Raw genomic sequence first — 24,843 nt, forward strand, 5'->3', positions numbered from 1 at the left:
AAATGCCACTTCCGGACGAATCCGCTTCGGACGGCCGCTCCGAGCCCCGCGGTTCGCTCGGCGACCGGTTCGCGGGGGAGGGGGTGCCACTCGGCGCCGCACTGGACCGGCTGGCCGCGGAATCCCCCGACGCCCCGGCGGTGACCTGCGGAGACACTACGCTCAGCCGTGCCGGTCTGGCTCGGGCGAGCAACCGCTACGCCCGGGCGCTGGCCGAGACGGGAGTGGCCGCGGGCGACCTGGTGACCATCGGATTGCCCAACGGGATCGAGTTCTACGTCGCCACTGTCGCCGCGTGGAAACTCGGAGCGATCCCGCAGCCGGTGTCCGCGCGCTTGCCCGCCGCCGAGCTGGCAGCGGTGATCGAGACCGCGGACCCGTCGGTCGTGGTGGGACTGCCCAGCCCGGACGGCAGACCGAGCCTGCCCGGGGGATTCCAGCCGGATCCTTCGCTGCCGGACGAGCCGCTGCCGCCGATCGTCCCGCCGAGCTGGAAAGCACCCACCTCCGGCGGCAGCACCGGCCGCCCCAAGATCATCTTGGCCGGGGACGCGGGAACGGTCGAGGCCGTGCTGCCGCGGGCTCGTTCCCTCCGCATCGATCCCGCCTCCACTTTTCTGGTGACCGCGCCGCTTTATCACAACGCGCCCTTCGCTTTTTCCCTGGTCGCGCTGATCAATGCGGGCCACGTGGTCGTGATGCCGCGTTTCGACCCGGCCGACGTGCTGGCGCACATCGCGCGGCACAGGACCACCTGGGTCTACCTGGTGCCTGCCCTGATGGGGCGGATCCTGCGGCTGCCCGCCGAGACCCGCGCGGCGGCGGACCTGTCCAGCGTCCGGACGGTGTTCCACGTGGGCGCGCCGTGCCCGGAGCATGTGAAGCGCGGATGGCTGAACTGGGTGCGGCCGAATGTGGTGCTGGAGCACTATTCCGGGACCGAGGCGACCGCGGTGACTGCCATCGACGGCGAGGACTGGCTGGATCATCCCGGCTCGGTCGGCCGCGTGGTCTCCGGCGAGATCGTGGTGGCGGACGAGGGTTTTCGCCCGCTCGGACCCGGGGAGATCGGCGAGGTGTGGATGCGTCCGCCCCGGGGGAGGCGCACCTATCGGTACCTCGGCGCCGTGCCGCGGTCGCGGGACGGATGGGAATCGCTCGGCGACATGGGACGGTTTGACGCGGAGGGCTATCTCTACCTCGCCGACCGGCGTACCGACATGATCTTGGTCGGCGGGGCCAACGTGTATCCGGCAGAGGTCGAAGCGGCCCTGGAAGCGCATCCGGCGGTGGAGTCGGCGGCCGTCATCGGGCTGCCGGACGACGATCTGGGCAACCGGGTCCACGCGATCGTGCACACGGTGCGCTTCGTGCGGGACGAAGCTCTCGACGCGCACGTCCGCGAACGCCTGGCTCCCTACAAGGTGCCGCGTACGTTCGAGCTTTCCGAACTCCCGCTGCGCGACGACGCGGGCAAGGTTCGCCGGTCCGCCTTGCGATCCGCTCGAATGCCGCGGCCGTCCCGAACTGGTTCTGCCGCCGGCGGAACGTGACCCCGAGAGGTGCTTCGGCACCCCGCCGTCTCCCTGCCGCCAAGCGTGGGCGCGCAGTTCAGCGGCAGGCAAGGTCCGGCCGCCGATCGTGGTTGTCCCCCTCATCGTGGAACGAGGATCCTGTGAGCAGCGAAGTCATCTGGAACACCGAGAAGTACCTGCGGTACTCCGACGTGCAGAGCAGAGCATTCGAAGACCTTGCCTCGCGGGTCGACGCTCGCGACCCGCGCCAGGTGGTCGACCTGGGGTGCGGTCCCGGAGACCTCACCGCGGCTCTGTCTCAGCGGTGGCCCCTGGCGGTCGTCACCGGAATCGACAGCTCCGCGACGATGGTGGCGAAGGCACGTCAGCACGGTGTGCGGGCCGAACTGGGCGATATGCGGGAATGGCGTCCGTCCGCGGAGACCGACGTCGTGCTGTGCCACACGGCTATCCACTGGGTGCCGGAGCACCCTCAGCTCATCGCTTCCTGGCTGAACGACCTTCCCGGCGGCTCCTGGTTCGGCATGTGCTCGCCGGACGACGCGGGCGACGGGATTCACGCGCTGATGGAAGAGGTGGCGGATCGCCCGCACTGGCGCGAGCTGGTCTCGGACTGCGTGCTGCGGCTGGGGGAGGTCATGCGCCCGCCGGACGTGTATTACAGCCTGCTGGAGCAGCAGGGTTTCCGGCCCGATGTATGGCAGTCCCGGCACTGGCGGTGCCTGCACGGGGAAGACACCTTGCTCCACGACCTCGAGGCGGCGCCGTTGCGGCCGATTCGCGCCAAGCTCGACGACGAACAGTGGGAGGAGTTTCGCGCCGAGTTCGCTTCGGAGCTGCGGCGGGAATACCCGCGCCGCGCGGACGGGACGACTCGGTTCGCCACTCGCATGCTGTTCGTCGTCGGACACCGCCTGGAGAACGCGTGACGCGTGAGCGGGCGCCTCGCGTTTCCGGCGGCGGGATCGGGAATGCGCGCAAGGCAGGAAACCGCCGCGGCACTCGATACGGCATATCGGAGCGACGCAAACGGATCGGGAAGGATCTCGGGTGAACGAGAACGACGGGCACGTCGACTGCGGCATAGTCGGAGGGGGACCGGCGGGGTTGCTGCTCGCGCTGTTGCTCGCCCGGCGCGGATGGCGAGTGTCGGTGATCGACAAGCACGAGATCCGAGATACGCGAATGGCGAAAATATCGCCGTTCCTGGCGCCGCCGAGCCTGGAGCTGTTCGACGAACTCGGCTTCCTCGGCGAACTGGCCCGGGTCGGTCAGCCCGTGCGCGAAGTAGTCGAACACACCGCCGCCGGCGAACAGCGCGCTATGGACTATTCCTCGGACATCTGGGGCCGCCATCCCTACATCATGAGCACCCCGCTGCCGACGTTGACCGGCCTGCTGCATGACGCGCTGGAGGAGGAGCCGACCGCTGCCGTCCTGCCGAGCACCTCGGTGCGCGGCCTTGCCGAGACCGCCGACGGCGGCTATCGCCTCGAGCTGGCGGACGCGCGCCAAGAGCGGACGATGACGTGCCGGTATCTGATCTGCAGCGACGGGAAGTTCTCGGCGATGCGCACGCTGGCCGGCATCGGCGCCGACGTGTTCCGCTTCGACCGGCCCGCGGTGTTCGTCATTCAGCCTCAGCCGCCCGGCTGGCCCGAACGGGTGGACATACACCACGCCGCGGACGGCTCGTGGCTGGGCGTGCTGCCGGTCGCCAACGGGCAGCTGGCCGTGCAGTGGGCCCCCGATCCAGCGGAGTTCGAGCAGGTCCGATCGGCGGGAGCGGCCGCGCTGCGCGCGCGGATCTCGGCTTTCCGGCCGGATCTGGCCGGGTGGCTCGACGGCTTGACCGACTGGGACCAGGTCTTCGTGGCCTACCACCATGTGGTGCAGCCGGAAGTGTGGTCGCGCGGCGGTCTGGCTTTGCTCGGCGACAGTGCACACGGGGTGCACGCGATCGGAGCGCAGGGCCTGAACATGGCGGTCCAGGACGCGCTGGTGCTGGCGGATCGGCTGATCAGGGCCGAGGAGGGCGAGCAGATCGCGCCGTTGGCGTCCTACGAAGCGTTGCGGTGCCCGTTCGTCAGCGACTTTCAGCGGTACCAGATGCGTCTTCCGCACGCCACGTCGCAGGGGGACCGAGACCGGGCGGGCGACAGCATGTACGCCGGGATCGCACGGCTCATGGCGAGCGGGCAGCCAGAGGTCCGATCCTGCTACGAGCGGGTCGTCGCCGGCAGCCGAAATTGAGAACACCGCCCGGCTCGCGACGTCGTCGCGGCGGCTCCCGCTCGGCCCCGGCCCGAAACCCGGGCCGGGAGCATTCCCGGCCGAGACGCACCAGTCTGGCCAAGCACGCCTGAACGCCGAACCCCGGAGGTCGCGTAGCAGATGCGCGTTGCAACCATGATCTTCCTGACCGACGAAACGATCCGGCCGGACCGGCTGGGACGCGCGTTGGAGGAGCGCGGCTTCGCCGGGCTCTACCTGCCTGAGCACACCCATATTCCGGTAGGCATCACGATGCCGTCCTCGATGACGGATCCCTTGCCGCGCGAGTTCGGGCGCACACTCGACGCGTTCGCGGCGCTTGCCCAGGCGGCCGTTGTCACCGATCGGCTCGCGCTGGGCACCGGGATCACGCTCGTCGCTCAGCACGACCCCGTCGACCTCGCCAAACAAGTCGCCACGCTCGACTTCCTCTCCGGCGGCCGCCTTACGCTCGGCGTCGGCTACGGCTGGATCGTCGAGGAGGCGGCCGATCACGGTGTCGAGTGGTCGTCGCGGCGGGAGCTGGTGCGCGATCGCATGGCGCTCATGCGAGCGCTGTGGGCGAGCGAACCCACGGCGTACGAGGGCGAGTTCGGGTCCGTGCGGGCCAGCCACGCCCACCCGAAGCCGATGCGGGGAGCGCCGCGGACCCTGCTCGGAGGGGTGGCGGGGCCCAAGCTCTTCGCCGCCGTCGCCCAGTACGCCGACGGCTGGCTGCCGAACGACGGGCGCGACGACTTGGCGCAGGCGATTCCCGCGCTGAGAAAGGCGTGGGAGCTGGAAGGGCGCGAGAAGGAGCCCGAGGTGGTTCCGTACGCGGTCCAGCCCTCGGCAGAGAAACTCGCGTACTACCGCGACTTGGGAGTCGAGGAGGTCGTGCTGCGTCTGCCGTCTGAGGGCGAGGCCGAGGTGCTGCGAGTGCTGGACGACTGCGCGCAGTACCTCTGAAACGAAGCAAGGCTTCGGTGTCCGTGAGCCACTCAGTCCCGGTAGGACGGTCGCCGCTCCGGATAACGCCTACGAGCGGCATAAGGCATCGAGGAGCGTAAGCCGGGTAAGCTCCTGCTCATGAAGGACCCCGAGGGCGGAACTACCGTAACCCGCGATCGCCGGACCGGTGATCGACTGCCGCTGCGGGAGCGCAAGAAGCTGCGCACGCGTCAGGCGCTCGTCGATGCCGCGCTGGAACTCTTCACCGAGCACGGCTTCGGCGGCGTCACGCTGGACGAACTGTGCGATGCCGTCGACGTCTCGAAGCGCACGTTCTTCCGCACCTTCAGCAGCAAGGAAGAGGTGGCGCTGGCGCCTCTGCACGACTTGTGGGCCGCCTTCATGGAAGAGCTGGAAGCCGTGGAGCCCACGGGCGGCCCGGTCTTCGAACTGCTGGAGGGCGTGCTGCGCACGGCGATCGGCCGTGTTGGCGAGGACGGCTGGGCCGAGCGCCTGCGGCTCAGCCGCAGGCTGACCGCGCGGACCCCGTCGATGGAGGCGCACGGCCTGGCCTTCTGCGACCGGACGAACGCGGACATCGTCACCGTTATGCGCCGCAGGTTCGACCTGCCCGCGCACCCGGACCCGGACGGTCTGCGTTCACGCCTGGCCGTCGACCTGCTGGCCGCGGCCTTCCACCTTGCCCTGCAGCTTTGGGTCGCCGACGCTTCCGAGCCCGGTCCCGAGGGGCTTGCCGACGCGCTTCAGGACGCCTGCGCGGCTGTGCCGGAAAGTCTCGCGCTGCCCGCGCGTCCGCGCTGAACCGCCGCCAGGAGCGCGAGAACCCCGTCCGTCCGGTCTCCTCTGGGTGCGAGGCCTCGAAGGTCAGTCGCGGCGCGGCACCGGTCGGCGGCGCTGTTCAAGCTCTTCGTTCCCGTGGCCGGGATGCTTGGGCACCAGGATCTTGCGGCGGTAGACGCACACCACGGTGCCGTCCTGCTTGTAGCCGACCGTGTCGATTCGGACGACGCCGCGGTCCTTCTTCGACGAGGACTCGCGCTTGTCCAGGACCGTCGACTCGCCGTAGATCGTGTCGCCGGAGAACGTCGGGGCCACGTGGCGCAGGGACTCCACCTCCAGGTTGGCGATCGCCTTGCCGGAGAGGTCGGCCACGGACATTCCGAGCAGCAGCGCGTACACGTAGTTGCCGACGACGACGATGCGTCCCTGCTGGGTGCCCTCGGCGTAGTGCGCGTCGAGGTGCAGCGGGTGGTGGTTCATCGTGAGCAGGCAGAACTGCTGGTTGTCGTACTCGGTGATCGTCTTGCCCGGCCAGTGCTTGTAGGTCGCACCGACTTCGAACTCCTCGAAGTATCGACCGAACTGCATCTTCCCGCCTTCCGAATGTTTCGCTAGCTCCCCGCCGGCCAGGGCACGAGACCGGTGACGGCACCGGCAGTGGCTCTCGGGTTCGTCGCGTCGTGTCAGGAAAAGAAAGCCGAGGCGCTGGCTATTCGGCGCTGCGCCCCGGATTCGGGTGCGTCTCAAGGAGGTTTTCCAGCGGTGGCGAGGAAATCCGGCCCGGTGCGCCGTCGGCGCAGCGATCGCGGCGCGCGGCGTGGTGCCTCCTCCGCGCGCCAGGTTTCGGAAGGACTCCGGTCGGCAGTCATCTGGTTGTGCCGCCGACAAGCCGGCTGCCCGCGCGGGGAACGGCCGCGAGCAGCGCCTTGGTGTACTCGTGCTCGGGCTCGGCGAAAACCCGCTCGGTCGGCCCCTGTTCCACCACTCTGCCGTCGCGAAGCACCAGCACGCGATCGGCGACCTCGCGGATGACGCCGAGGTCGTGCGAGATGAATACCAGCGAAACCCCGAGCCTGCGCTGGAGATCGAGGAACAGCGACAAGACCTTCGCCTGTACTGACACGTCCAGTGCGGACACTGGCTCGTCGCACACGATCACCTCCGGGCCGGGGGCCAGCGCGCGGGCGATGGCGACCCGCTGCCGTTGCCCGCCGGAGAGCTGGCGCGGGCGCCGGGCGCGAAGTTCGCCGGGCAGGCCGACCTGGGCCAGCAATTCGCCGATCCGGTCAGCGCGGTCGTGGCGGGATCCCGCGGGCAGTGCGTCGCGGATGATCCGTTCCACGCGGTGGCGGGGATCGAACGAACCGAGAGGATCCTGCTGCACCAGCTGAACCCGGCCGCGCAGCGACCGTCGCGCTCGCTCGGACGTCCGTGACCACGGCTGTCCGCCGAGGGTGATTTCGCCCCGCTGCGGTGTTTCGAGCCCGAGCAACAGCGATGCCAGGGTGCTTTTGCCCGAGCCTGACTCGCCCACGACGCCCAGGACTTCGCCTGCCGCCAGTGCGAGCGAAACATCGAACACGCCGCGCCGCGCCGCCAGGTCGGCCGAACGGTGGCGGTACGTCACGCCGTCGGCCCGCAGCAACTCGACGTATTCGCGTGCGGGGGGCGGGTCCTTGGGCTCGGTGCCGGGGACGGCGGCGAGCAGCGTCTTGGTGTACGTGTGCTCAGGCTGGGCCAAGACCTGCGGCACGGGGCCGCTCTCCACGACCTGGCCGGCGCGCATGACGATGACGTCGTCGGCGAAGGACGACACCAGCGAAAGGTCGTGGGTGATCAGAAGGAGTGCCATGCCCCGGTCCCGTTCCTCCGCCAGCAACGCGAGCACTCTGGCCTGCACCGTGACGTCGAGGGCGGTGGTCGGCTCGTCGGCGACGAGCACGGCGGGATCGCCCGCGAGCCCGCTCGCGATGAGCGCGCGCTGCCGCAGGCCGCCGGACAGCTCGTGCGGTCGTTGGCGCGCCCGTTCTCGCGGCTCTGGCACGTGCACCCGTTCCAGCAGGTCCACCGGAGTCGGGGCGTCCCGGCGCGAGTGGTTGCGCAGCGCTTCGGAGATCTCGGCGCCGACCGTGCGCAGCGGGTCGAGCGAGACCAGCGCGTCCTGCGCGACCAGGCCGATCCGGCCCCCGCGCACTGTGCGCCAGTCCTCTTCGCGCAGCGAACGCAGGTCGACGCCCGCCAGCTCCATCCGGCTGGCGGTGACGCGCGCTCCCGGACCGGCAAGGCCGAGCAGCGCGCGAGCGGTGGCGCTCTTGCCCGATCCCGACTCGCCGACGATCGCCAGGCAGCGCCCGGCCGCCAGGGCGAATCCGACGCCGCGGACGGCTTGGACCGTGCCGGTCCGAGTACGGAAATCGACGCGAAGGTCTTCCACGGCCAGCAGCGGCTCAGCTCCCATCGAGGAGCCTCCCTTCGAAGCGGCGGCGAAGGTCGGCACCCACGACATTGACCGCGACGACCGTTGCGGTGACGGCGAGGCCGGGAAACACCGCGAGCGCCCACGCGGTGTCCGCGAATTCCCGTCCGTCCGCGAGCATCGCGCCCCACTCGGGAACGGGAACCTTCGGCCCCAGACCCAAAAAGCTCAGCGTGGAGCCGGAAACAATCGACGTGCCCGCGGTAACGGTCGCGAACACCAGCAGCGGAGGCAGCGCGTTGGGCAGCACATGCGAGACGGAGATGCGCGCGGGCGTGCGGCCGAGCACCACCGCCGAACGCACGTACCCCGACTCGCGCACCGCCAGCGCCTGGCCGCGGGCGAGCCGGATGAAACCCGGCGCGGTGGAACAGCCGATGGCGATGGTCGCGTTGAGCGTGCCCGGGCCGAGAACCGCGACCACGAGGAGGGCCAGCAGGAGCCCGGGGAAGGCAAGCAGGATGTCGGTCACCCGGCCGAGAATCTCGTCCAGCCAACGCGGGCCGGTCGCGACGAGAACGCCGAGCACCGCGCCGGCGGACAAGGCCCCCAGCGTCGCGCCGAGGCCGATGACCACCGACCAGCGAGCGCCGTAGACGACCCGGCTGAACGTGTCGCGGCCGAGGACGTCAGTGCCGAACAGGTGCTCGGCACTAGGCCCTGAAACGGGACTGCCCAGGTCGACGGCGTCCGGCGGATGGGTGGCCAGCAGCGACGGCCACACTGCCGCCAGGCCGACCAGGATCAGCACCAGGTAGGCGGGCCACAACGCGAACCGGGCACGGCGCCAATCGGCGGCGAGCGATTTCGGCGTCGCGGTCATCGCGACGCTCCTTCGCTTCTCGTCGCCAAGCGGTGGTCGACGGCCCGGTACAGCACGTCGACGATCAGGTTCAGCACAGCGAACACCGCGGCGGCAATCACCACGATGCCGGTCACCATCGGCATGTCCCGCGCGGAGATCGCGGTGGCGAGCACGCGGCCGATGCCCTGCCTGGTGAAAACGGTCTCCACGACCACCGCGCCGGACAAGAGCGTGCCGATGGTCCACCCGGAGAGGGTGATCAGGGGAATCGCCGCGTGCCGCAGGGCGTGCCGCACCCGTACTCCGACCTCGGAGGTCCCCCTGGCTCGGGAACTGAGTACGAACGGCTCGAGCAACGCCCGTTCGACGCCGTCGCGCAGTACTGGGGAAAACACGCCGGCGAGGCCGATGGCGAGCGTCACGGTGGGCAGTACCAGCCCGGGTATCCCGCTGTTGCCCGCGACGGGAAACCAGTGCAACCGGAAGGACAGCATGCTCAGCAGCAGTGCACCGACCCAGAAGGCGGGAGTGGAGACAGCGACCAGTTCGAGGGTCGTGGCGATCCGCCGCAGCAGGGGTCGCCTGCCGGCGGTGGCCAGCGCCAGCGGCACCGACAACGCGATCGCGAGGCCGAAAGCGCCCAGCGTCAACGCCGCGGTGGGACCGATCTGGCCGGCGAGCACCGCGACGACCGGCGCCTCCAGCTGATAGGACCGGCCGAGGTCGCCGTGCGCCAGCCTCCCGAGATAGTCCAGGTACTGCACCGGCAGCGGCTGGTCGAGACCGAGCTCGTGGCGAATCTGCTCCACGCGGGCGGCGGGCGGCAGCATGTCGCCGAGCAGCGTGATCACCGGATCGCCCGGCATCAAGTGCAGTGCCAGAAAGGCCGCGGTGGCCGCTCCCCAGATCACGAACAGGGTGAAACCCGTCCGCCGCAACACTGCCCGAAGGCCCCTTCCGCTCATGTCCGGTCCTCCAGCCGCACGTCGTAGAACAGCGGGAAGCCCACCGGATCGGCGGTCAGGCCGTGCACCCGCCGCGCGTATCCGACCAGGGCGGCGGGCACCGACAACGGCAGCACCAGCGCGTGGTCGAGCACGAATCGCTGGGCCATGGCGTAGGCGTCCGCCCTGGCCGCGGGGTCCAGCTCGACGTTCCCGGCCGCCAGCCAGCGGTCGAGTTCCGGGTAGGACTGGGCGAAGAAGTTGCCGCCGCCCGCGGCGCGGGTCTTCCCGCCCTGGAGGAAGAAGTTGAGAATGTCCGGGTCGGCGCGGTTGAAGCTGGTGGCGAACATGTCGATCGCGCCGGCGTCCAGCAGCCTGCCGAACGTGCCGGTGTCCTCGGCCGTGCAGTCCAGCGCGATGCCGACCTTCTTGACTTCGGCCTGGACGCCTTGCGCGGTGGTGATCATCCCGGACTGGTAGGTGGCGGCGTAGGACCAGCGCAGCGTCAGCCTGCGGCCGTTCTTGGTGCGGTAGCCCTCGGCGTCGCGGCCGGTCCAGCCCGCGTCGTCGAGCAACCGGTTCGCCTCGGCCGGCTCGTACGGCCACGAGCCCTCGACGCCGCGGTCGTAGCCCGGGGTAGTGGGGCTCAGCGGGCTCCACGCCCGGTCGAACTGTCCGAAGTAGACAGAGCGGACGAGGGAGCCGACGTCGATCGCGCGCAGCATCGCCTTGCGCACCCGCTCGTCGGCGAGAGTGCCGCGGACGGTGTTGAACACCACGGCCGAGACGAACCCGGGGGACTGGGTGCGGACGTGCCGCAGGGTGTCGAATCGCTTGAGCGAGGGGATGTTCGCGGGCGGGACCTGATCGATGATGTCGGCTTGGCCGCTGGTGAGCGCGCCGAAGCGAGAAGCGTTTTCCGAGATCAGCCGAATGGTGATGCCGGGGATGAGCGCCGGGCCGTTGTGCCGTGCGTTGGCGGGCGCCCAGCCGTACGCGGAGTTGCGGTCGAGTTCGATCGCACTGTTCTTTTCCCAGCTGCGGAAGGAGAACGGGCCGGAGCCGACCGGCTTGCCGCACAGCGATCCCTTGTTCACCCGCAAGGACGTGGGCGACTGGATGCCGAGATAGGCGGTGCTCAACGCCTCCAGGAAAGGCGCGCTGCGGCGCTTGAGGCGGATCCCGATCTCGGTCGGGCTGATCACCTCCGAGCGATCGTAAGCGTCGATCAGGCTCGCGGCGTACTGCGATTTCGTGTCCGGGGAGACAGCGTGGTCGAGAGTCGCCGCCACCGCGGCGGCGTCGAGCGAGGTGCCGTCGTGGAACCGCACGCCCTCGCGGAGCCGGAACGTGTAAAGCAGCCCGTCCGGCGAGATGTTCCAGCCGGTCGCCAGCCACGGCTCGAAACGCCCGTCAGCGGTGAGCACCACCAACGAGTCGAAGATGTTCCGGTCGATCGTGGCCACGATGTCCTGGGGGCTGACTTGCGGGTCCAGGCATTGCGGGAGCTGCCCGGTGCCGAAAACCAGCCGGTCTCCTCCGGCGCCTGCGGAACCGGCGCCGCAGGCCGACAGCGCTGCCAGCGCGGCCGCGGCCATCAGCGCAGTCGCCGGCTTTCTTAGCCGCCTCACAGTTCCGGCGCCGGGTCCGGGAACGCATGACGCGCACGCGGTTTCATGCGTTCCCGCAGCAGCAACGGATCACCAAGCCGGCGATCCTGGGCCGCGCGGGTCCCGCGGTTCGGGTCGTCCATGGGCGGAAGCGTACCGCGAAATTCGCCACTTGACGCCTTATGCCACTCAGTGGCACGGTTGCTGCCGAAGCTGACATCGGGCGAGCGCTGTCGCCGTAGAACCGAGAGGCATAACTGGAATGCGAATGTCGACCCGGCATGGCTCGGGGTGGCTGGTCGGTCTCCTTTTGACGACCTTTGTCATCGGCACCGACGACTTCATCATCGCGGGGATTCTCCCGAGAATTTCGGGCGATCTGGAAGTGAGCGCGGGTACCGCCGGCCAGCTGGTGACTGTGTTCTCGATCGTTTACGCGGTCGCCTGCCCCGTCCTCGCGGTGGCTACCAGGCGGGTGCCGCGCAAAGCGCTGATCGTGGGCGGGCTCGCGGTGTTCGCGGTGGTCAACTTCGGCACGGCGCTGGCTTCTTCGTTCGGGATGCTGATGATCCTTCGGGTGCTGGCCGCGCTGGTGGCCGCCACGCTCTCGCCGGCCGCCTTCGCGGTCGCGGGCCGGCTGGCCGCCCCGGAACGCACCGGCAGGGCGATCGGGACCGTGGCCGCCGGGCTGACCCTGTCGCTGGTCGTCGGAGTGCCCTTCGGCTCGTGGCTGAGCGGCTTGGCGGGGTGGGAAGCCACCTTCCTCGCGGTGGGGGCGTTCACGTGCGTGGCGATCGCGATCACGGCGCTGACGTTGCCCCGGATCCCGCAGACCCAGGTGGCCGGGGTGGCCGAGCGGCTGCGTCTGCTGCGTCAGCCCCCGGTGCTGCTGTGCGTGCTCGGCACGACGCTCGCGGCCGTCGGCGGGTTGATGCCCTACATCTACATGGCCCCCATCGTTCACGATTTCACTGCCATCGGCAGTCAGTACGTGGGCGTCTTCATCGCGATCGTGGGCGTCTCCGGCGCGGCGGGCACGGTGCTGGGCGGACGATTGACCGACCATTGGGGCGTGGACCGCACGCTGCTGGCCGCGTTCGGCGGGGTAGCCGCGGCCGCCCTGGTGCTGATGCTGATCGGCGTCCTCGGGCACGGGGCGGCTCCGGTGTGGCTGGTCGGCATCGCGTTCGTGCTGTGGGGGGTGCCCGGATGGGCCAACAATCCGCCGATGAACGCCCGCGCCATGCACATGGGCGGCGACGCCGCCACCGAGGCAGTGGCGCTGAACACCAGCGGAATCTACGCGGGAATCGCGCTCGCCGGGGCGATCGGGGGCGGCACGGTCGACGCCTTCGGCGGTGTCGGCGTCCTGGTGGTCGCATGCACAGTCGGCCTGATCACCATCACCGTGATGGCGCTGTCCGTACGTCGCTATCCCGCTGCGAAACGCCCGGCCGGCGGCGCTGCTTCGGAGAAGGTCGTCGCACGGTGAACCCGGCCAGGCGTCGGCCCGCCCGTCCAGTCCCGTCGTCGTCCAGCTCCGGCTCAGCCCGCACGCGCGAGTTTCCCCGTCCCCGCGACGAATTCGGAGCCGAGCATCCAGCAGTCCGGACCTCCTGGAACCGGGAGTCGGCGGACCGCCTGCGAGAACACCGCCATGCACGGCGTCGCGAAGGCCGCTCCCACCGAGAAGCGGGCCATTCGCGAAGCCTGGTCGGCCGCGCCGGGGGAGATCGTGGCAGGTGGGGCTGGTGAGGACGCTTCTCTCAGCCGGCCAGCTCCTGATCGGTCCCGCCGGCGAACGGATTCCTGGCGGCGCGGTGCTCGTCGACGGCACCACGATCACAGCGGTTGGGCCGCTGACCGAACTGGAGCACGCCGCCGACATCGGCGAGCACGTGCACCATCCTGGCGGCACGCTCCTGCCGGGGCTGATCGACATGCACGTCCACCTGTGCTTCTCTCCCGGTTCCTCGCTCGACGCGGAGTCCGACACCGACGAGCGCGATCTGGTCCTGACGATGGCGGGCCACGCCCGCGCGCTGCTCGACGCTGGCGTGACGACGGCCCGCGATCTGGGCGGGTTCGGAGATCTGGCCGTCCGGGTGCGGAACGCGATCGCCGCCGGGCGCCTCGACGGGCCCCGGCTGCGCGTGGCCGGCTCTCCGCTGACGACGCCGCGGGGCCACTGCTGGTTTCTCGGCGGACAGGTCGCGGCCGGTGACGAGGCGGCACTTCGGCGGGCGGTCCGAACGCGCGCCGATGCCGGTGTCGACTGGATCAAGGTGATGGCCTCGGGCGGAGCGAGCACCCCGGGCGGCGCGTCGATGTGGGAACGCCAGTTCGACGCTGCGGACTTGCGGATCGTGGTCGACGAGGCGGCTCGGCACGGGTTGCCGGTGGCGGTGCACGCCCACGGTGCCGACAGCATCGCCGACGCCGTCGTCGCCGGAGTGGCCACCGTCGAGCACGCTACCTGGATGACCGGGCTCGACACCTCGGACCACCGCACAGAAGTCGCCGCCGCGATGGCCGAGCACGGCGTCGTGGCCTGCACTGCCGACCCCGGGCGCTGGCGCCTCCTCGCCGAGTGGGCGGGCGACGAACGCGCGCACGAGCTGATGGGCCGGATGCGCTGGATGGCCGGCCAGGGCGTCGGCATTGTTCTCGGCACCGACGCCGGTCTGGTCCCGTTCGACACCCTGCCCCGCAGCCTCGCTCTGTGGGCGGACTGGGGCTTCAGCATGGCCGAGACGATCGAGGCGTCGACCGCCCGGGCCGCGGACGTGCTCGGGCTGGCCGCCGTGACCGGCCGGCTCGCGGCCGGTCTGGCCGCCGACGTGCTGCTGGTCGACGGCGATCCGCTCGCCGAGCCGGGATCCCTCGCCGCGCCGGTGCTCGTCATGGCCTGCGGGCGGGTGTACCGGCCATGAGCGAGTCCGCCCCGCTCCTGGCTGAACGAGGGCTGCCCGCGCCGCGTTCGGCCGTCCCCCGAGCGATCGCCGCGCCGGCTGGGATCACGCCGGTCGCCCAAGCTTCCGGCGAACAACGCGGCTTTTCCCTTTCTCCGGGCCCTCATGCCGCCGCCTGTTCTTTCTGGCGGGCACGCAACGCGAGGGAGAGCTGCGCGAGTTGAGCGGCGACTTCGGTGAGGGGATCGACGTCTTTCCCGATGGCGAGCTCGACTGGATTTCTCCCCGCGACCAGGGCATCGAGTTCCGGCTTGCGGTGCAGCGCGGCCCACACGTGTTCAGCCAGATCGGGCACGGAGAGCCGTTGAAGGTCAGTGCTGCCGGCGGAAGTGGCGATGTGGGGGCTGAGGCGTGCCAGACCGTCCAGGCATTCGATGCACCGCCGGCGGAATCGTTCCGCCGGCCGCCGCCATTCCAGTTCGATCTCCGGAAAAGCGCGCTGCATCTCTCCCCACAGGGTGGACATGTCGCGGTACTGCTGTCCTCGATGCCGCAGTGTCCGGATCGCGCCGGCGATGTCCGCCGCCGCCAACAGGGACAGCCCCACGGCCATCAGGAGGAACGCGATGTTGCTCAGTTGCCAGTTGACCCATTCCAGAAGATCGAGGGACGAGGCTCCCAGGCTCCGGTACAACACGCTCGTCAAGCGAATGATGGAGGTGAGCGCCAACCCGACGGTCGCGACCAGCACGATTCGTAAGGACAGCCGCAGGAGAGAGGTGACCGCGGTCTTCCTGGTGCTCAGATACCGCCACGTTCGCCACCCCGCGACGATGTAGGAGTAGACGAAAAAGACGTTGCCCACGAGGTAGAACGACACTATCTGCGGCACATGCATGAACGGCGACTGCAGCGTGTGCTGCCGCAACGCCTCCGGGGTGGCGATCATCAGCCCTACGAAGGCTCCTGCCGCGACCACGAAAAAGCCGCTGTGCATCAAGGGAAACCGCGACCGTCGAGCAGGGCCGTCGGCGCGCCAGAAAAAATAGACCAGCAAGAACAGTCCGGTGCTGGAAGCGACGTTGTAGGCGACTTTGCCGGCGCCGCCCGCGAAAGCGAGGTCGATGCGATGGGTGATCGGCGGGATGCTGAACAACTGCCCGGCCGCGAGCATCAGCAGTCCGACGCCGAGGATCAGCCGTGATCGGCAGCGGCGGCCGCCGAGAACAGACGTGTACAGGCGAGGGAGAGCCGCGAGTACCATCCCCACCAAAACGCAGAGCTGCGTGATCATGCCTCGGTGCTCCTGACCGGGAAGTATGGCGAAGGAATACGCGGACCACGAGTCAGGTGCAGCCGAGAGCGTCCTCGAAGGGGCCGCGGAGCGGGTCGGTGACAATGCCGTGGCTGGTCCAGCCCAGCATGATCGTCGCCATGGTCTCGGCCTCCCATTCGAACGGATCGTCGTACAACGACCGCCGGACCCGACGCGCACGCGATGCCGCCGGGAGTTTCGCGGGCGACCCGGAGCCCAGTACCCGGTTGACCATGCTGAGGGAGATCTCGCTGAACTCGCTGGCCGGATCCGCGCGGTAGGAGTGATCGATCGCGTGCCCCGGATGGCCGAGCATGATGTGGGCGAACTCGTGCAAAATGACCAGATTCCGGTGCAGCCGCCCGATCCGAGCCTCGTAGCCGACGACGATCTGACCGGTCTCGCGATTCTTGGCGGTGTAGCCGTAAGCCTTGGCTCCGAGCAGGCCGTGCTCTGCCCGCAGTTCGATGGCCATCCCGCAGCGCAGCGAGAGCTGGGTGCGCATCTGGTCGAGGTCCAGAGGTTGTTCGAGTCCCATCTCCCGAATCATCCGCCGGCACACCGCGCCCAATCGTCTTCGGTTCAGCAAGCCCGCAGCCCCCATTGCCTTTTTCGCGGCTCTCGCGCAAGGATTCGCGGCCGTGCCGTCTCGTCGCCGTGCTCCTGACCCGTCTGCCTGGCAACAGGGGCAAAGCCCAAGCCCGCGTCGCGCCTGCGACCGGAGCCGCCTTCTCTGCCTGGTCCGATCTGGTGAGCTGCGCTTGCGGAGACGAGAAACGAGCAGAAACCGAGGAGCGCAACGCGGCGGTCGTCTGCACGCCCGGCGTCCTTGCGACCTCCTTTGCGCCATATGACGCAACAAGACCTGCTGCCAAGAACCCGCCGCGCTAGCGGCTGAGCAAATTCCACTGCGACACCCCCTGGCTCATTTTCGCGATCGGCGGCGAGGCGTGTCAAGGACCTTGGGTGGTCATTACTCCGAATTCCCTCTCGGTCCAGAGAAGGAATTCGAGGAGTGGTTCGCCACACCTTCCTGAGCACGCTTGACTCTTGCCGAGATCGTTGGCCGCGACTCCGGATCTCGTCAGTGAAAGACGCGCTTAGTCTGTTGTGCTCCTTGATGTCAAGCGCAAATGGGTGAAAGGTCTCGCTCAGCAGCGCATCGATCCCTGTCGAATACCTGTCGGCTGCGTCGCTTCCGGTTTACCTGAAGGGCGCCAGGTATACGCCAAAGGTGGGCGAGGCAGAACAATTACTTCTGTTCCCGAAGGTTCGCGCGCGGCGGTTCGCTGCTATTTGCCCGGTGTTGCTATCCCTGTTGCCATCGGGCACTGGTTCAGGCGGAGATCGGAGGAATGTTGTCAAGTTTTAACGATTTGCGGATCTTCAATGGCGCATGGGTGAGTATTCCGTTTTCCTCCTGCTTGTGCGTCACGGAATACGCCTGGCCTGCCGTGCGGCGCGGTCGGTGCTCAACGTCTCGGCCGCGGTCAGATCCTGCTCGCGCTTGCGAGGAGGATTCCGTCTGGAGTGTCGGCGCCAGGGGAGTCGCATCCGGTGGAGATGACCAGCCGGGGCATGCTGGGGTACTTGTTCGTCGGCTCGTTCTTCTTGCGGGACTCGTCGGGCGTTGACCGCTACGATGCCGGACGTGTCGCTCGACCGGGTTGAGGGAATTCCAGGGCTGGAGTACCGGGTGTCGGACTCGCCCTACATCGAGGGCGTGTACCGGGTGGGGCCGGACAGCGGGCGCGGCGGGTTCGTGCCGGAGCGCATGGTGTCGGTCGTGAACTCGAACTGGGAGCTGCTGGTGTGGGCGTCGGCCGGGGTGACCGCCGTGTCGGTCCGCGGTCCCGAGACGCGGCCCACCGTGGTTCCGCTGGGCGGCGGGCTGGGCAGCGCCTTCGGCGTGATCTTCCGGCACGGCGCTTTTCTGCGGAATCTGCCCGTGGGCGGCCTTGTGGACGGCACCGTGTCGAGCCCGTACACGACTCCGCGCTCGTTCGTGCTGCAGAACACTGAGTGGGAGATCCCCACCTACGAAAACGCGGAGACCTTCGTGGACCGCCTGGTCCGGGCGGGATTGCTGGTGCGCGACCCGCTGGTGGCCGACGTCCTCGCCGGGGAGCGGCCGGTGCTGGTCACCCCTCGTTCGGTGCAGCGCCGGGTCGCCGCGGCCACGGGCTTGACGCAGGGCATGATCCGGCAGATCGAGCGGGCGCGACGGGCCACGATGCTGCTGCGCCAGGGCGTGGCCGCGACCGACGTCGTGCATCTGGTCGGGTATCACGACCAGCCGCACCTGGCGCGGTCGCTGACCCGGTTCGTCGGCCGGACGGCGACCCAGCTGCGGCGGCCCGACGCCGGCGAGATGGTGTCGCTCCTGTACAAGACCGACGCCGACGTCGCGCCCTAGGTTCTCAGTCAGCCGGAACGACCGGCTGCCGGAACTTAGGAGCACCAGTGGCTTTCACCCAGATCTATGTCAACCTGCCGGTCACCGACCTGGCCGCGAGCACGGCGTTCTACACCGCGCTGGGCGGCGAGCTCAACCCGCAGTTCACCGACGAGACCTCCGCGCAGGTCGTCCTCGGCGAGGCGGTGACCGTGCAGCTCATGACGCACGAGCAGTTCAGCCAGTTCACTTCGCGGCCGGTCGCCTCCGGCGCGATCGAGTCGATCCTCGCCTTGCCCGCCGAGTCGAAGGAGGAGGTCGACCGGCTGGCCGACGCCGCCGTCAAAGCGGGCGGGTCCGAGCCTCGCCCGCCGCAGGACATGGGCTGGCTCTACAACCGCGCGGTGGACGACCCGGACGGCCACAGCTGGGAACTGCTCTCCTTCGACGCCTCGGCGATGCCCGGTACGCCGGAATGAAGGCAGGTGTCTGACCAGCAGTATTGTCGCTGGTCAGACACCATTTGCGGCGTTTTGGCCGCAGTCGTACTCCGCTAGCCGGTGCACTCACCGCTTCCCGATAAGGAACGTCGCACATAATCCGCAGCGTCGCATGCCCGGTAAATATCTCATAGTAGAATGCTGTAATTCCTGCGCTCGCGACTGCGGTGCTGAGACGCATCCAGCGATGGCTGTGCGCATAGGCCCTGTTGACTGGGTCTTTTCCGCCCGCGTCGATCGCTTTCCTTCCGGTCCGGGGTGCCTGTCAAACCGCCTGCGGAGCGGAATCGGACTGTGCCGTTGACGTTTTCGTGCTCAGCCGGGGAAGTTCCCGCAGCAACAACCCAGCCACAACGGAAATCAACGCCGCGCCGCCGTTGTAGATCGCGACCGTGGTCCAGCTTCCGCTTGATTTGAACAGGGCTGCCGAGATCAGCGGGGCGAACGAGCCGCCGAGCACCGCGCCCAGGCCGTAGGACACGGCCAGCCCGCTGTACCGGATGGACGGTGGGAAAGCGAGCGCGAAGAACGTCGGCTCGGCGGCGGAGTTCGCGCTGACTGCCAGGAACAGCAGTACGAAACCGGCCACCATCGGCAGGTAGCTGCCGCTGCCCAGCAGCGGGTAGAACGCGAACGGCGTCAGCACCAAGGCGATCGCGGACACGACGAAGACCTGTTTGCGGCCGAACCGGTCGGCGAGCAGGCCGAACAGCGGCGTGCTGACCATGTACATCGCGGTCACGATGAGCAGCATCGACAGCAGCGTGGTCTTCGGCTGGTGCAGCACCGAAGTGCCGTAGGTCAGCGAATACACCGTCACCACATAGAAATTGACGTGCGTACCTAGGCAGCAGAGCATCACCAGGATCATCGGACGCCAGCCGCGCTTGATCGCGTCCGCGAGCGGGACCCGTTTCACCGCCTGGGCGTTTTCCACGCGGACGAACTCGGGGCTCTCGTCGAGCTTGGCCCGGATGTACAGGCCGACCAGGACCAGCACCGCGCTCAGCAGGAACGGGATGCGCCAACCCCAGGTGAGGAAGGCGTCGCCGGGGAGTTCATTCAGCACCAGGAACAGCAGGTTCGCGAGCAGCAAGCCCCAGCCGGCGCCGGAGTTGACGAAGGCGCCGGCCAGGCCGCGGCGTTTGTCGCCGGAGCTTTCCACGCTCATCACGAAGCCGCCGGCCTGTTCGCCGCCGAGGGCGAGTCCTTGGATCAACCGGCAGAGCACGAGCAGGATCGGCGCGAGGATGCCGATCGTGTGGTAGGTCGGCAGCAGGCCGATCGCGAAGGTGCCCACGCCCATCAGCATCATGGTCAGGAACAGGACGCGTTTGCGGCCGACGCGGTCGCCGAGGTTGCCGAAGATCGCGGCGCCGATCGGGCGCATCACGAAGGCGATCGCGAACGTCGACAGCGACAGCAGGACCCCGGCGGCCGGGTCGACCTGCGGGAAGAACAGTTTTCCGAAGACCAGCGAGGCGGCGACCCCGTAGACCAGGAAGTCGTAGTACTCGACGGTGGTGCCGACCATGCTCGCCACGACGGCGCGGCGGCCGGAGCGGGCGCGGGCGGCGGGTTCCGGTGCGGACGGGGATTTCGGCGTCGTCATTGAACGCCCCTCTCCGAATGGGGTGCGGCGGACCGGGAAATGTGATCAAAATAGAGCCCCGAGCGGGGTCGCCGTAGCGTATGCAGGCCGTTCGGGGTAATCAATTCGGAGTTCCCGAAGCGCGGCTTCGGGTTTGCGAAATAGGTTTCCGCCCCGCGCGCGCGTAGCGTCGCGAGGATGGAAGACACGCACTCCGGACCGCTCAAGGGCGTGCGGATCGTCGAACTCGGCGGGGTCGGGCCGACGCCGTTCGCCTGCATGCTGCTGGCCGATCTCGGCGCCGAGGTGCTGCGCATCGAACGCCCGCCCGGCTACGACGGCGGCGCGCCGATCGAACCGCGCTTCGACCTGATGCACCGGGGCCGCCGGGGCGTGCCGCTGAATCTCAAGAACCCGGACGCGGTCGCCGCGGTGCTGCGGATGGTCGAGCGGGCGGACGTGCTGGTCGAGGGGTTCCGTCCGGGCGTCGCGGAGAAGCTGGGACTCGGGCCGGACGAGTGCCTGGCGGCGAACCCGGCGCTGGTCTACGGCCGGATGACCGGCTGGGGACAGGACGGGCCGCTCGCCACAACCGCGGGCCACGACGTCAACTACGTGTCCCTGACCGGCGTCGTGCACTCGATCGGCGAGGCGGGAGGTCCGCCCGTCATCCCGCTGAACCTGACCGGCGACTTCGGCGGCGGGTCGCTGTACCTGGCTCTCGGCGTGGTGTCCGCACTGCTGGAAAGCCGCAGTTCAGGCGAGGGGCAGGTGGTGGACGCGGCCATGGTGGACGGTTCGGCGTCGCTGATGACCGCCTTCTACGGCTTCCGGGCGGCGGGCTACTGGGCCGACGAGCGCGGCACGAACCGGCTCGATTCCGGCGCGCCCTGGTACCAGGTCTACGAGACCAAGGACGGCGGTTGGATCAGCCTCGCCGCGAATGAGACCCGTTTCTGGCGCAGCACCCTGCGGATGCTCGGGCTCGCCGAGGACGAACTTCCCGGTCAGCACGACCGGCAGCGGTGGCCGGAAATGAAAGAGCGCTTCGCCGAGGTGTTCCGGACGAAGACGCGTGACGAGTGGTGCGCGCTCGCCGAAGGGCAGGACGTGTGCCTCGCGCCGGTGCTGTCGATGGCGGAGGCTCCGCACCATCCGCATCTGCGGGCGCGCGGCACGTTCGTCGAGGTCGACGGCGTCGTGCAGCCCGCGCCCGCGCCGCGGTTCAGCCGCACGCCGGGAGCGATCCAGCGGCCGCCGGCCGCGCCGGGGGAGCACGCGGACGAGGCGCTGGCCGACTGGGGCTTTTCCGCTGCGGAGGCCGCGGCCCTGCGTGCCGGGTTCGGAAAACCCGAATCCCGCCTTCGGGAATCGTCAATTGGCTTTCCGGTTCGGCCGCATTAACCTGATGGAAACCGCGATGGGAGTACGAGAAAATGTGCGCGAATTTCCTCAATGAATCGCAGTCGGAGTGGCTGAAGACCGTCAACGACTTCATGGACAACGAAATCACCGTCGAGTATGTCCGGAACTGCGATTTCGAACGGCAGTACCCGTACGAGGCGTATGACAAGATCGCGAAGCAGGGCTGGCTCGGCATCCTGATCCCGGAGTCCGAGGGCGGCTCCGGCGGGGACATCTTCGACTACTCCCTGATGGCCGAGGGGCTCGGCAAGTTCGGCTTCGACTTCGCCTGCTCGGTGCTGGTGCCCACGTTCACCGCGATGAACATCACCAAGTACGGCACCGCGGAGCAGAAAGCCCGCTACGTCAAGCCGTTCATCGACGGCGAGATCCGGTTCTCCGTCTCGATCTCCGAGCCGGACGCAGGTTCGGACGCGGCCAACACCAAGACCCACGCGCGCCAGGACGAGAACGGCGACTGGATCGTCAGCGGCTCGAAGCTGTGGTGCAGCGGTGCGGCGGCGAAGGACACCGTCATCGCGATGCTGGTCCGCACCGACAAGAACGACAAGCACAACGGCCTGTCCGTGCTGCTGATCCCGAACGACACCCCGGGCCTGGACATCCGCAAGCTGCCCACGCTGTCCCGGCACGCCACCGGCACCACCGAGATCTTCCTCGACGAGGTCCGGGTGCCCGCAGACGCGCTGCTCGGCGAGGTCGGCCAGGGCTGGAAGATCATCACCGAACACCTTGAGCTGGAACGCTGCGCGGTCGCCGCTGCCTACACCGGCAACGCGCAGGAAGCGGTCAGCAACGCCAACCGCTACGCCCACCAGCGCACCCAGTTCGGCAAGCCGATCCGCGATTTCCAGGTGCTCAAGCACATGCTGGCGGAGAACCAGACGCGCGTCGACGCCGCCCGGCTGCTCTGCTACCGCGCGGCGCAGATGAAGGCGGACAACCTGCCGGCCGCGCGCGAGACGTCGATGGCCAAGCTGTACGGCTCGGAAACCCTGAAGCAATGCGCGCTCGACGGCATGCAGATCCTGGGCGGCTACGCGAACCTGCCCGAGGGCGACATGGAGCGGTACCTGCGCGAAAGCATCCAGTCGACGATCGGCGGCGGCACCTCGCAGATCCAGCGCACGATCATCGCGAAGTCGATGCGCCTGCCCGCCTGACCCGCCCGTTTTCCTGAGGAGAGAAGATCAATGGGGATCAACAACCGCATCGACATGCCTTACGACGAACTGGAGGTCGGCCAGGTCTTCCGCACCGGCGGGCGGACGATCACCGAGGCCGACGTCGTCAACTACTGCGCGCTCACCGGCAACTGGATCGAAATCCACTCCAACAAGCACTACGCGGAGCAGACCCGGTTCGGCAAGCGGCTGGTCCAGGGCTCGCTGACGTACTCGATCATGACCGGGCTGATCCAGTTCGGCCCGTCGATCCAGGCGAACTACGGGATCGACAACCTGCGCTACCTCAAGCCGGTCGCGATCGACGACACGATCTACGTGACCGCCGAGGTCACCGCGAAGAAGGAAAAGGACGAGAAGTACGGCGTCACCACCTTTCTGATGAAGGCGCTCAACCAGGACGGCTACGTGGTGCAGCGCAGCGAGTGGAGCCTGCTGATGCTGCGCCGCCGCGACGACCTCGAAGCGCTGCTCGCGGCGTCCCTGCCGACGGAGAAGCAGCCGGAGAAGAAGTGAGCGCCGGCGAACCGGTCGCCGCGATCGTCGGGATGGGCGACGCGTACGCGTCGAAGGCCGACCGGAAAGACCCGCTGCAGCTGGCCACCGAGGCGACGATGGCCGCGCTGGCCGACGCCGGGATCGGCAAGCACCAGGTGGACGCGGTGTTCACCGGGCGCTCGCCGTGGGCGGACAAACGGTCCCAGTGGAGCAATATCTTCATCTCGCACCTGCAGATGCCGGTGACGCTCAACAGCGAGATCACGCTGCACGGCGCCGGGCTGACGTCGACTATCGCGGTGGCGTCGCAGATGATTGCGGCGGGCGCGGCGGAGTACGTGCTGTGCGTCCAGAGCGACGCGACCGAACTGTTCGTGGACGCTGTGGCGATGGGCTCCGAAGCCGATTCAGACCCGCAGTACGAGGTGCCTTACGGCCCGACCATCCCGTCGCTGTACGCGCAGGCCGCGCACCGGTACTTCCACGAATACGGGATGACCGAAGAAGACCTCGCCGACGTCGCTATCGCCAACCAGCGGTGGGGCGCGCAGCATCCGCACGCGGCGAAGCGCAAGCACGGCGAGATCGACCGCGAGAAGGTGCTGTCCTCGCCGTACGTCGCCACGCCGCTGCGCCGGTGGATGTGCTCCACTTGGGGCGGCGGCACCGGCGGGGCGCTGGTGGTCACCTCGCCCGAGCGCGCGAAGGAAGCCCGCGATCCGGTGTGGGTGCGGGGCTACGGGTCGGCGACCACGCACGAGTACCTCACCGACCGGATGAACATGCGCTCGGGCCGGTTCGCCGGACTCGGCGAGTTCCCGAACCTCACGCACACCGCGACGGTCGAGGCCGCCCGCCAGGCGTTCACCCGGTCCGGGCTCACTCCGTCCGATGTGGACATGCTGCAGCTGTCGGTGAACTTCGCGCACATGGGCCCGATCGTCATGGAGGACCTGGGTTTCGCGAAGAAGGGCCACGGCATCGACGTGTACCGCGAAGGCCGCACCGGCATCGACGGCGACCTGCCGACCGACACCAACGGCGGCTGGCTTTCCTTCGGGCAGCCGGGGATCTCGTGCAATATGGACAGTCTGGTCGAGGCCGTCCGGCAGTTGCGCGGGACCGCGCTCGGGCTGGCGCCGAAGCGGAAGCCGCGCACGGTGCTGGTGCAGGGCGCGGGCGGGATGCTCGCCGCGGCGGGTGTGATGGTGTTGTCCGGCAACGAAGCTGGGAGGCCGTGATGAGCGAGGACTGGCCGCAGCCCTACCGGCTGCCGGACGCCGAACCGTACTGGACGGCGCTCGACGACGAACGGCTCACCTACCAGCGCTGCGGTTCGTGCAGCGAGGTCGTGTGGCCCGCGCATTCGTACTGTCCGCACTGTTCCGCCCGATCGCTGAGCTGGGAAGAGTCTCGGGGGCGCGGCACGGTGTGGTCCTACAGCACGATCACGCGCGGTCCGACGCCGGTGTGGGCCGCGATCGTGCCCTACACGGTCGGGTTCGTCGAACTGGCGGAGGGTTACCAGCTGTTCACCCAGATCGAAGCGGAACCGGACGGGATCGAGATCGGTATGCCGGTCGAGGTCCGCTTCGTGCGGCGCGGGGAGCAGACGCTCCCGGTGTTCGCCCCGGCAACGGAGGAATGA

The 24,843-nt window shown here is 68.8% G+C and carries 23 protein-coding genes; 14 read left to right on the forward strand and 9 right to left on the reverse strand.

The annotated features are described in order from the left end of the window. Nucleotides 1-2: 2 nt before the first annotated feature. The 5 genes from ABZX37_RS18910 (at nucleotide 3) to ABZX37_RS18930 (ending at nucleotide 5,561) form a co-directional block, all read left to right on the forward strand. The gene (locus tag ABZX37_RS18910) at nucleotides 3-1,553 is read left to right on the forward strand and encodes an AMP-binding protein (RefSeq protein WP_354741071.1); all 1,551 of its coding nucleotides are present in this window, start codon (nucleotides 3-5) and stop codon (nucleotides 1,551-1,553) included. A gap of 122 nt (nucleotides 1,554-1,675) precedes the next feature. After that, nucleotides 1,676-2,464 (forward strand): methyltransferase domain-containing protein, encoded by a 789-nt coding sequence (locus tag ABZX37_RS18915; protein WP_354741073.1) that lies wholly within the window; start codon nucleotides 1,676-1,678, stop codon nucleotides 2,462-2,464. A 121-nt stretch (nucleotides 2,465-2,585) separates the two neighbouring features. After that, a complete protein-coding gene (locus ABZX37_RS18920) occupies nucleotides 2,586-3,788 on the forward strand; it encodes an NAD(P)/FAD-dependent oxidoreductase (RefSeq protein ID WP_354741075.1) in 1,203 nt (400 codons plus the stop codon). A 141-nt stretch (nucleotides 3,789-3,929) separates the two neighbouring features. Then, the gene (locus tag ABZX37_RS18925) at nucleotides 3,930-4,757 is read left to right on the forward strand and encodes a TIGR03619 family F420-dependent LLM class oxidoreductase (protein ID WP_354741077.1); all 828 of its coding nucleotides are present in this window, start codon (nucleotides 3,930-3,932) and stop codon (nucleotides 4,755-4,757) included. 120 nt (nucleotides 4,758-4,877) lie between these two features. Next, nucleotides 4,878-5,561 (forward strand): TetR/AcrR family transcriptional regulator, encoded by a 684-nt coding sequence (locus ABZX37_RS18930; protein WP_354741079.1) that lies wholly within the window; start codon nucleotides 4,878-4,880, stop codon nucleotides 5,559-5,561. Between the two features lie 63 nt (nucleotides 5,562-5,624). Here ABZX37_RS18930 and ABZX37_RS18935 read toward each other — a convergent pair whose 3' ends face one another. The 6 genes from ABZX37_RS18935 to ABZX37_RS18960 form a co-directional block, all read right to left on the reverse strand. Next, entirely contained in the window at nucleotides 5,625-6,128 is a 504-nt protein-coding gene (locus ABZX37_RS18935; RefSeq protein WP_354741081.1) for a MaoC family dehydratase, read from the reverse strand. Between the two features lie 277 nt (nucleotides 6,129-6,405). Continuing rightward, nucleotides 6,406-7,998: an ABC transporter ATP-binding protein gene (locus ABZX37_RS18940; RefSeq protein WP_354741083.1), complete on the reverse strand. Its 1,593-nt coding sequence runs from the start codon at nucleotides 7,996-7,998 to the stop codon at nucleotides 6,406-6,408. Then, complete coding sequence (locus tag ABZX37_RS18945; protein WP_354741085.1) at nucleotides 7,988-8,839, reverse strand: ABC transporter permease; 852 nt, start codon at nucleotides 8,837-8,839, stop codon at nucleotides 7,988-7,990. The genes ABZX37_RS18940 and ABZX37_RS18945 overlap by 11 nt, the downstream gene beginning before the upstream one ends. Continuing rightward, nucleotides 8,836-9,786 (reverse strand): ABC transporter permease, encoded by a 951-nt coding sequence (locus tag ABZX37_RS18950; RefSeq protein ID WP_354741087.1) that lies wholly within the window; start codon nucleotides 9,784-9,786, stop codon nucleotides 8,836-8,838. The genes ABZX37_RS18945 and ABZX37_RS18950 overlap by 4 nt, the downstream gene beginning before the upstream one ends. Continuing rightward, complete coding sequence (locus ABZX37_RS18955) at nucleotides 9,783-11,363, reverse strand: ABC transporter substrate-binding protein (RefSeq protein ID WP_354741089.1); 1,581 nt, start codon at nucleotides 11,361-11,363, stop codon at nucleotides 9,783-9,785. The genes ABZX37_RS18950 and ABZX37_RS18955 overlap by 4 nt, the downstream gene beginning before the upstream one ends. Before the next feature lie 29 nt (nucleotides 11,364-11,392). After that, nucleotides 11,393-11,518, reverse strand: a complete 126-nt coding sequence (locus ABZX37_RS18960; protein ID WP_354741090.1) for a hypothetical protein — start codon at nucleotides 11,516-11,518, stop codon at nucleotides 11,393-11,395. Between the two features lie 125 nt (nucleotides 11,519-11,643). On the opposite strand from ABZX37_RS18960, the gene ABZX37_RS18965 reads away from it, so the two are divergent. Both ABZX37_RS18965 and ABZX37_RS18970 read left to right on the forward strand, forming a co-directional pair. Then, nucleotides 11,644-12,867 (forward strand): MFS transporter, encoded by a 1,224-nt coding sequence (locus ABZX37_RS18965; RefSeq protein WP_354741092.1) that lies wholly within the window; start codon nucleotides 11,644-11,646, stop codon nucleotides 12,865-12,867. Nucleotides 12,868-13,126: 259 nt separating this feature from the next. Next, nucleotides 13,127-14,308: an amidohydrolase family protein gene (locus ABZX37_RS18970; protein ID WP_354741094.1), complete on the forward strand. Its 1,182-nt coding sequence runs from the start codon at nucleotides 13,127-13,129 to the stop codon at nucleotides 14,306-14,308. A 142-nt stretch (nucleotides 14,309-14,450) separates the two neighbouring features. On the opposite strand, the gene ABZX37_RS18975 is transcribed toward ABZX37_RS18970, so the two are convergent. Continuing rightward, nucleotides 14,451-15,581 carry an MAB_1171c family putative transporter gene (locus tag ABZX37_RS18975; protein WP_354741096.1) on the reverse strand — a complete coding sequence of 377 codons (1,131 nt, stop codon included), beginning with the start codon at nucleotides 15,579-15,581 and terminating at the stop codon, nucleotides 14,451-14,453. A 52-nt stretch (nucleotides 15,582-15,633) separates the two neighbouring features. Beyond that, on the reverse strand, nucleotides 15,634-16,140 hold the full coding sequence (locus tag ABZX37_RS18980; RefSeq protein ID WP_354741098.1) for a hypothetical protein: 507 nt from the start codon (nucleotides 16,138-16,140) through the stop codon (nucleotides 15,634-15,636). A 1,113-nt stretch (nucleotides 16,141-17,253) separates the two neighbouring features. Between ABZX37_RS18980 and ABZX37_RS18985 the strand changes: the two genes are divergently transcribed. Then, a complete protein-coding gene (locus ABZX37_RS18985) occupies nucleotides 17,254-18,018 on the forward strand; it encodes a helix-turn-helix domain-containing protein (RefSeq protein WP_354741100.1) in 765 nt (254 codons plus the stop codon). Between the two features lie 47 nt (nucleotides 18,019-18,065). Further along, the gene (locus tag ABZX37_RS18990) at nucleotides 18,066-18,476 is read left to right on the forward strand and encodes a VOC family protein (protein ID WP_354741102.1); all 411 of its coding nucleotides are present in this window, start codon (nucleotides 18,066-18,068) and stop codon (nucleotides 18,474-18,476) included. Between the two features lie 286 nt (nucleotides 18,477-18,762). Here ABZX37_RS18990 and ABZX37_RS18995 read toward each other — a convergent pair whose 3' ends face one another. Continuing rightward, nucleotides 18,763-20,109 carry an MFS transporter gene (locus tag ABZX37_RS18995; protein WP_354741104.1) on the reverse strand — a complete coding sequence of 449 codons (1,347 nt, stop codon included), beginning with the start codon at nucleotides 20,107-20,109 and terminating at the stop codon, nucleotides 18,763-18,765. 177 nt (nucleotides 20,110-20,286) lie between these two features. On the opposite strand from ABZX37_RS18995, the gene ABZX37_RS19000 reads away from it, so the two are divergent. Genes ABZX37_RS19000 through ABZX37_RS19020 form a run of 5 tightly spaced genes read left to right on the forward strand, consistent with a single transcriptional unit; the run spans nucleotide 20,287 to nucleotide 24,843 of the window. After that, a complete protein-coding gene (locus ABZX37_RS19000) occupies nucleotides 20,287-21,492 on the forward strand; it encodes a CaiB/BaiF CoA-transferase family protein (RefSeq protein ID WP_354741106.1) in 1,206 nt (401 codons plus the stop codon). Between the two features lie 32 nt (nucleotides 21,493-21,524). Further along, complete coding sequence (locus tag ABZX37_RS19005; protein ID WP_354741108.1) at nucleotides 21,525-22,676, forward strand: acyl-CoA dehydrogenase family protein; 1,152 nt, start codon at nucleotides 21,525-21,527, stop codon at nucleotides 22,674-22,676. 30 nt (nucleotides 22,677-22,706) lie between these two features. After that, entirely contained in the window at nucleotides 22,707-23,213 is a 507-nt protein-coding gene (locus tag ABZX37_RS19010; RefSeq protein WP_354741110.1) for a MaoC/PaaZ C-terminal domain-containing protein, read from the forward strand. Next, the gene (locus ABZX37_RS19015) at nucleotides 23,210-24,436 is read left to right on the forward strand and encodes a thiolase family protein (RefSeq protein WP_354741112.1); all 1,227 of its coding nucleotides are present in this window, start codon (nucleotides 23,210-23,212) and stop codon (nucleotides 24,434-24,436) included. The genes ABZX37_RS19010 and ABZX37_RS19015 overlap by 4 nt, the downstream gene beginning before the upstream one ends. Then, nucleotides 24,436-24,843 (forward strand): OB-fold domain-containing protein, encoded by a 408-nt coding sequence (locus tag ABZX37_RS19020; RefSeq protein WP_354741114.1) that lies wholly within the window; start codon nucleotides 24,436-24,438, stop codon nucleotides 24,841-24,843. The genes ABZX37_RS19015 and ABZX37_RS19020 overlap by 1 nt, the downstream gene beginning before the upstream one ends.

The organism is Amycolatopsis sp. NPDC004079, assembly GCF_040610415.1.
Classification (GTDB): domain Bacteria; phylum Actinomycetota; class Actinomycetes; order Mycobacteriales; family Pseudonocardiaceae; genus Amycolatopsis; species Amycolatopsis halotolerans.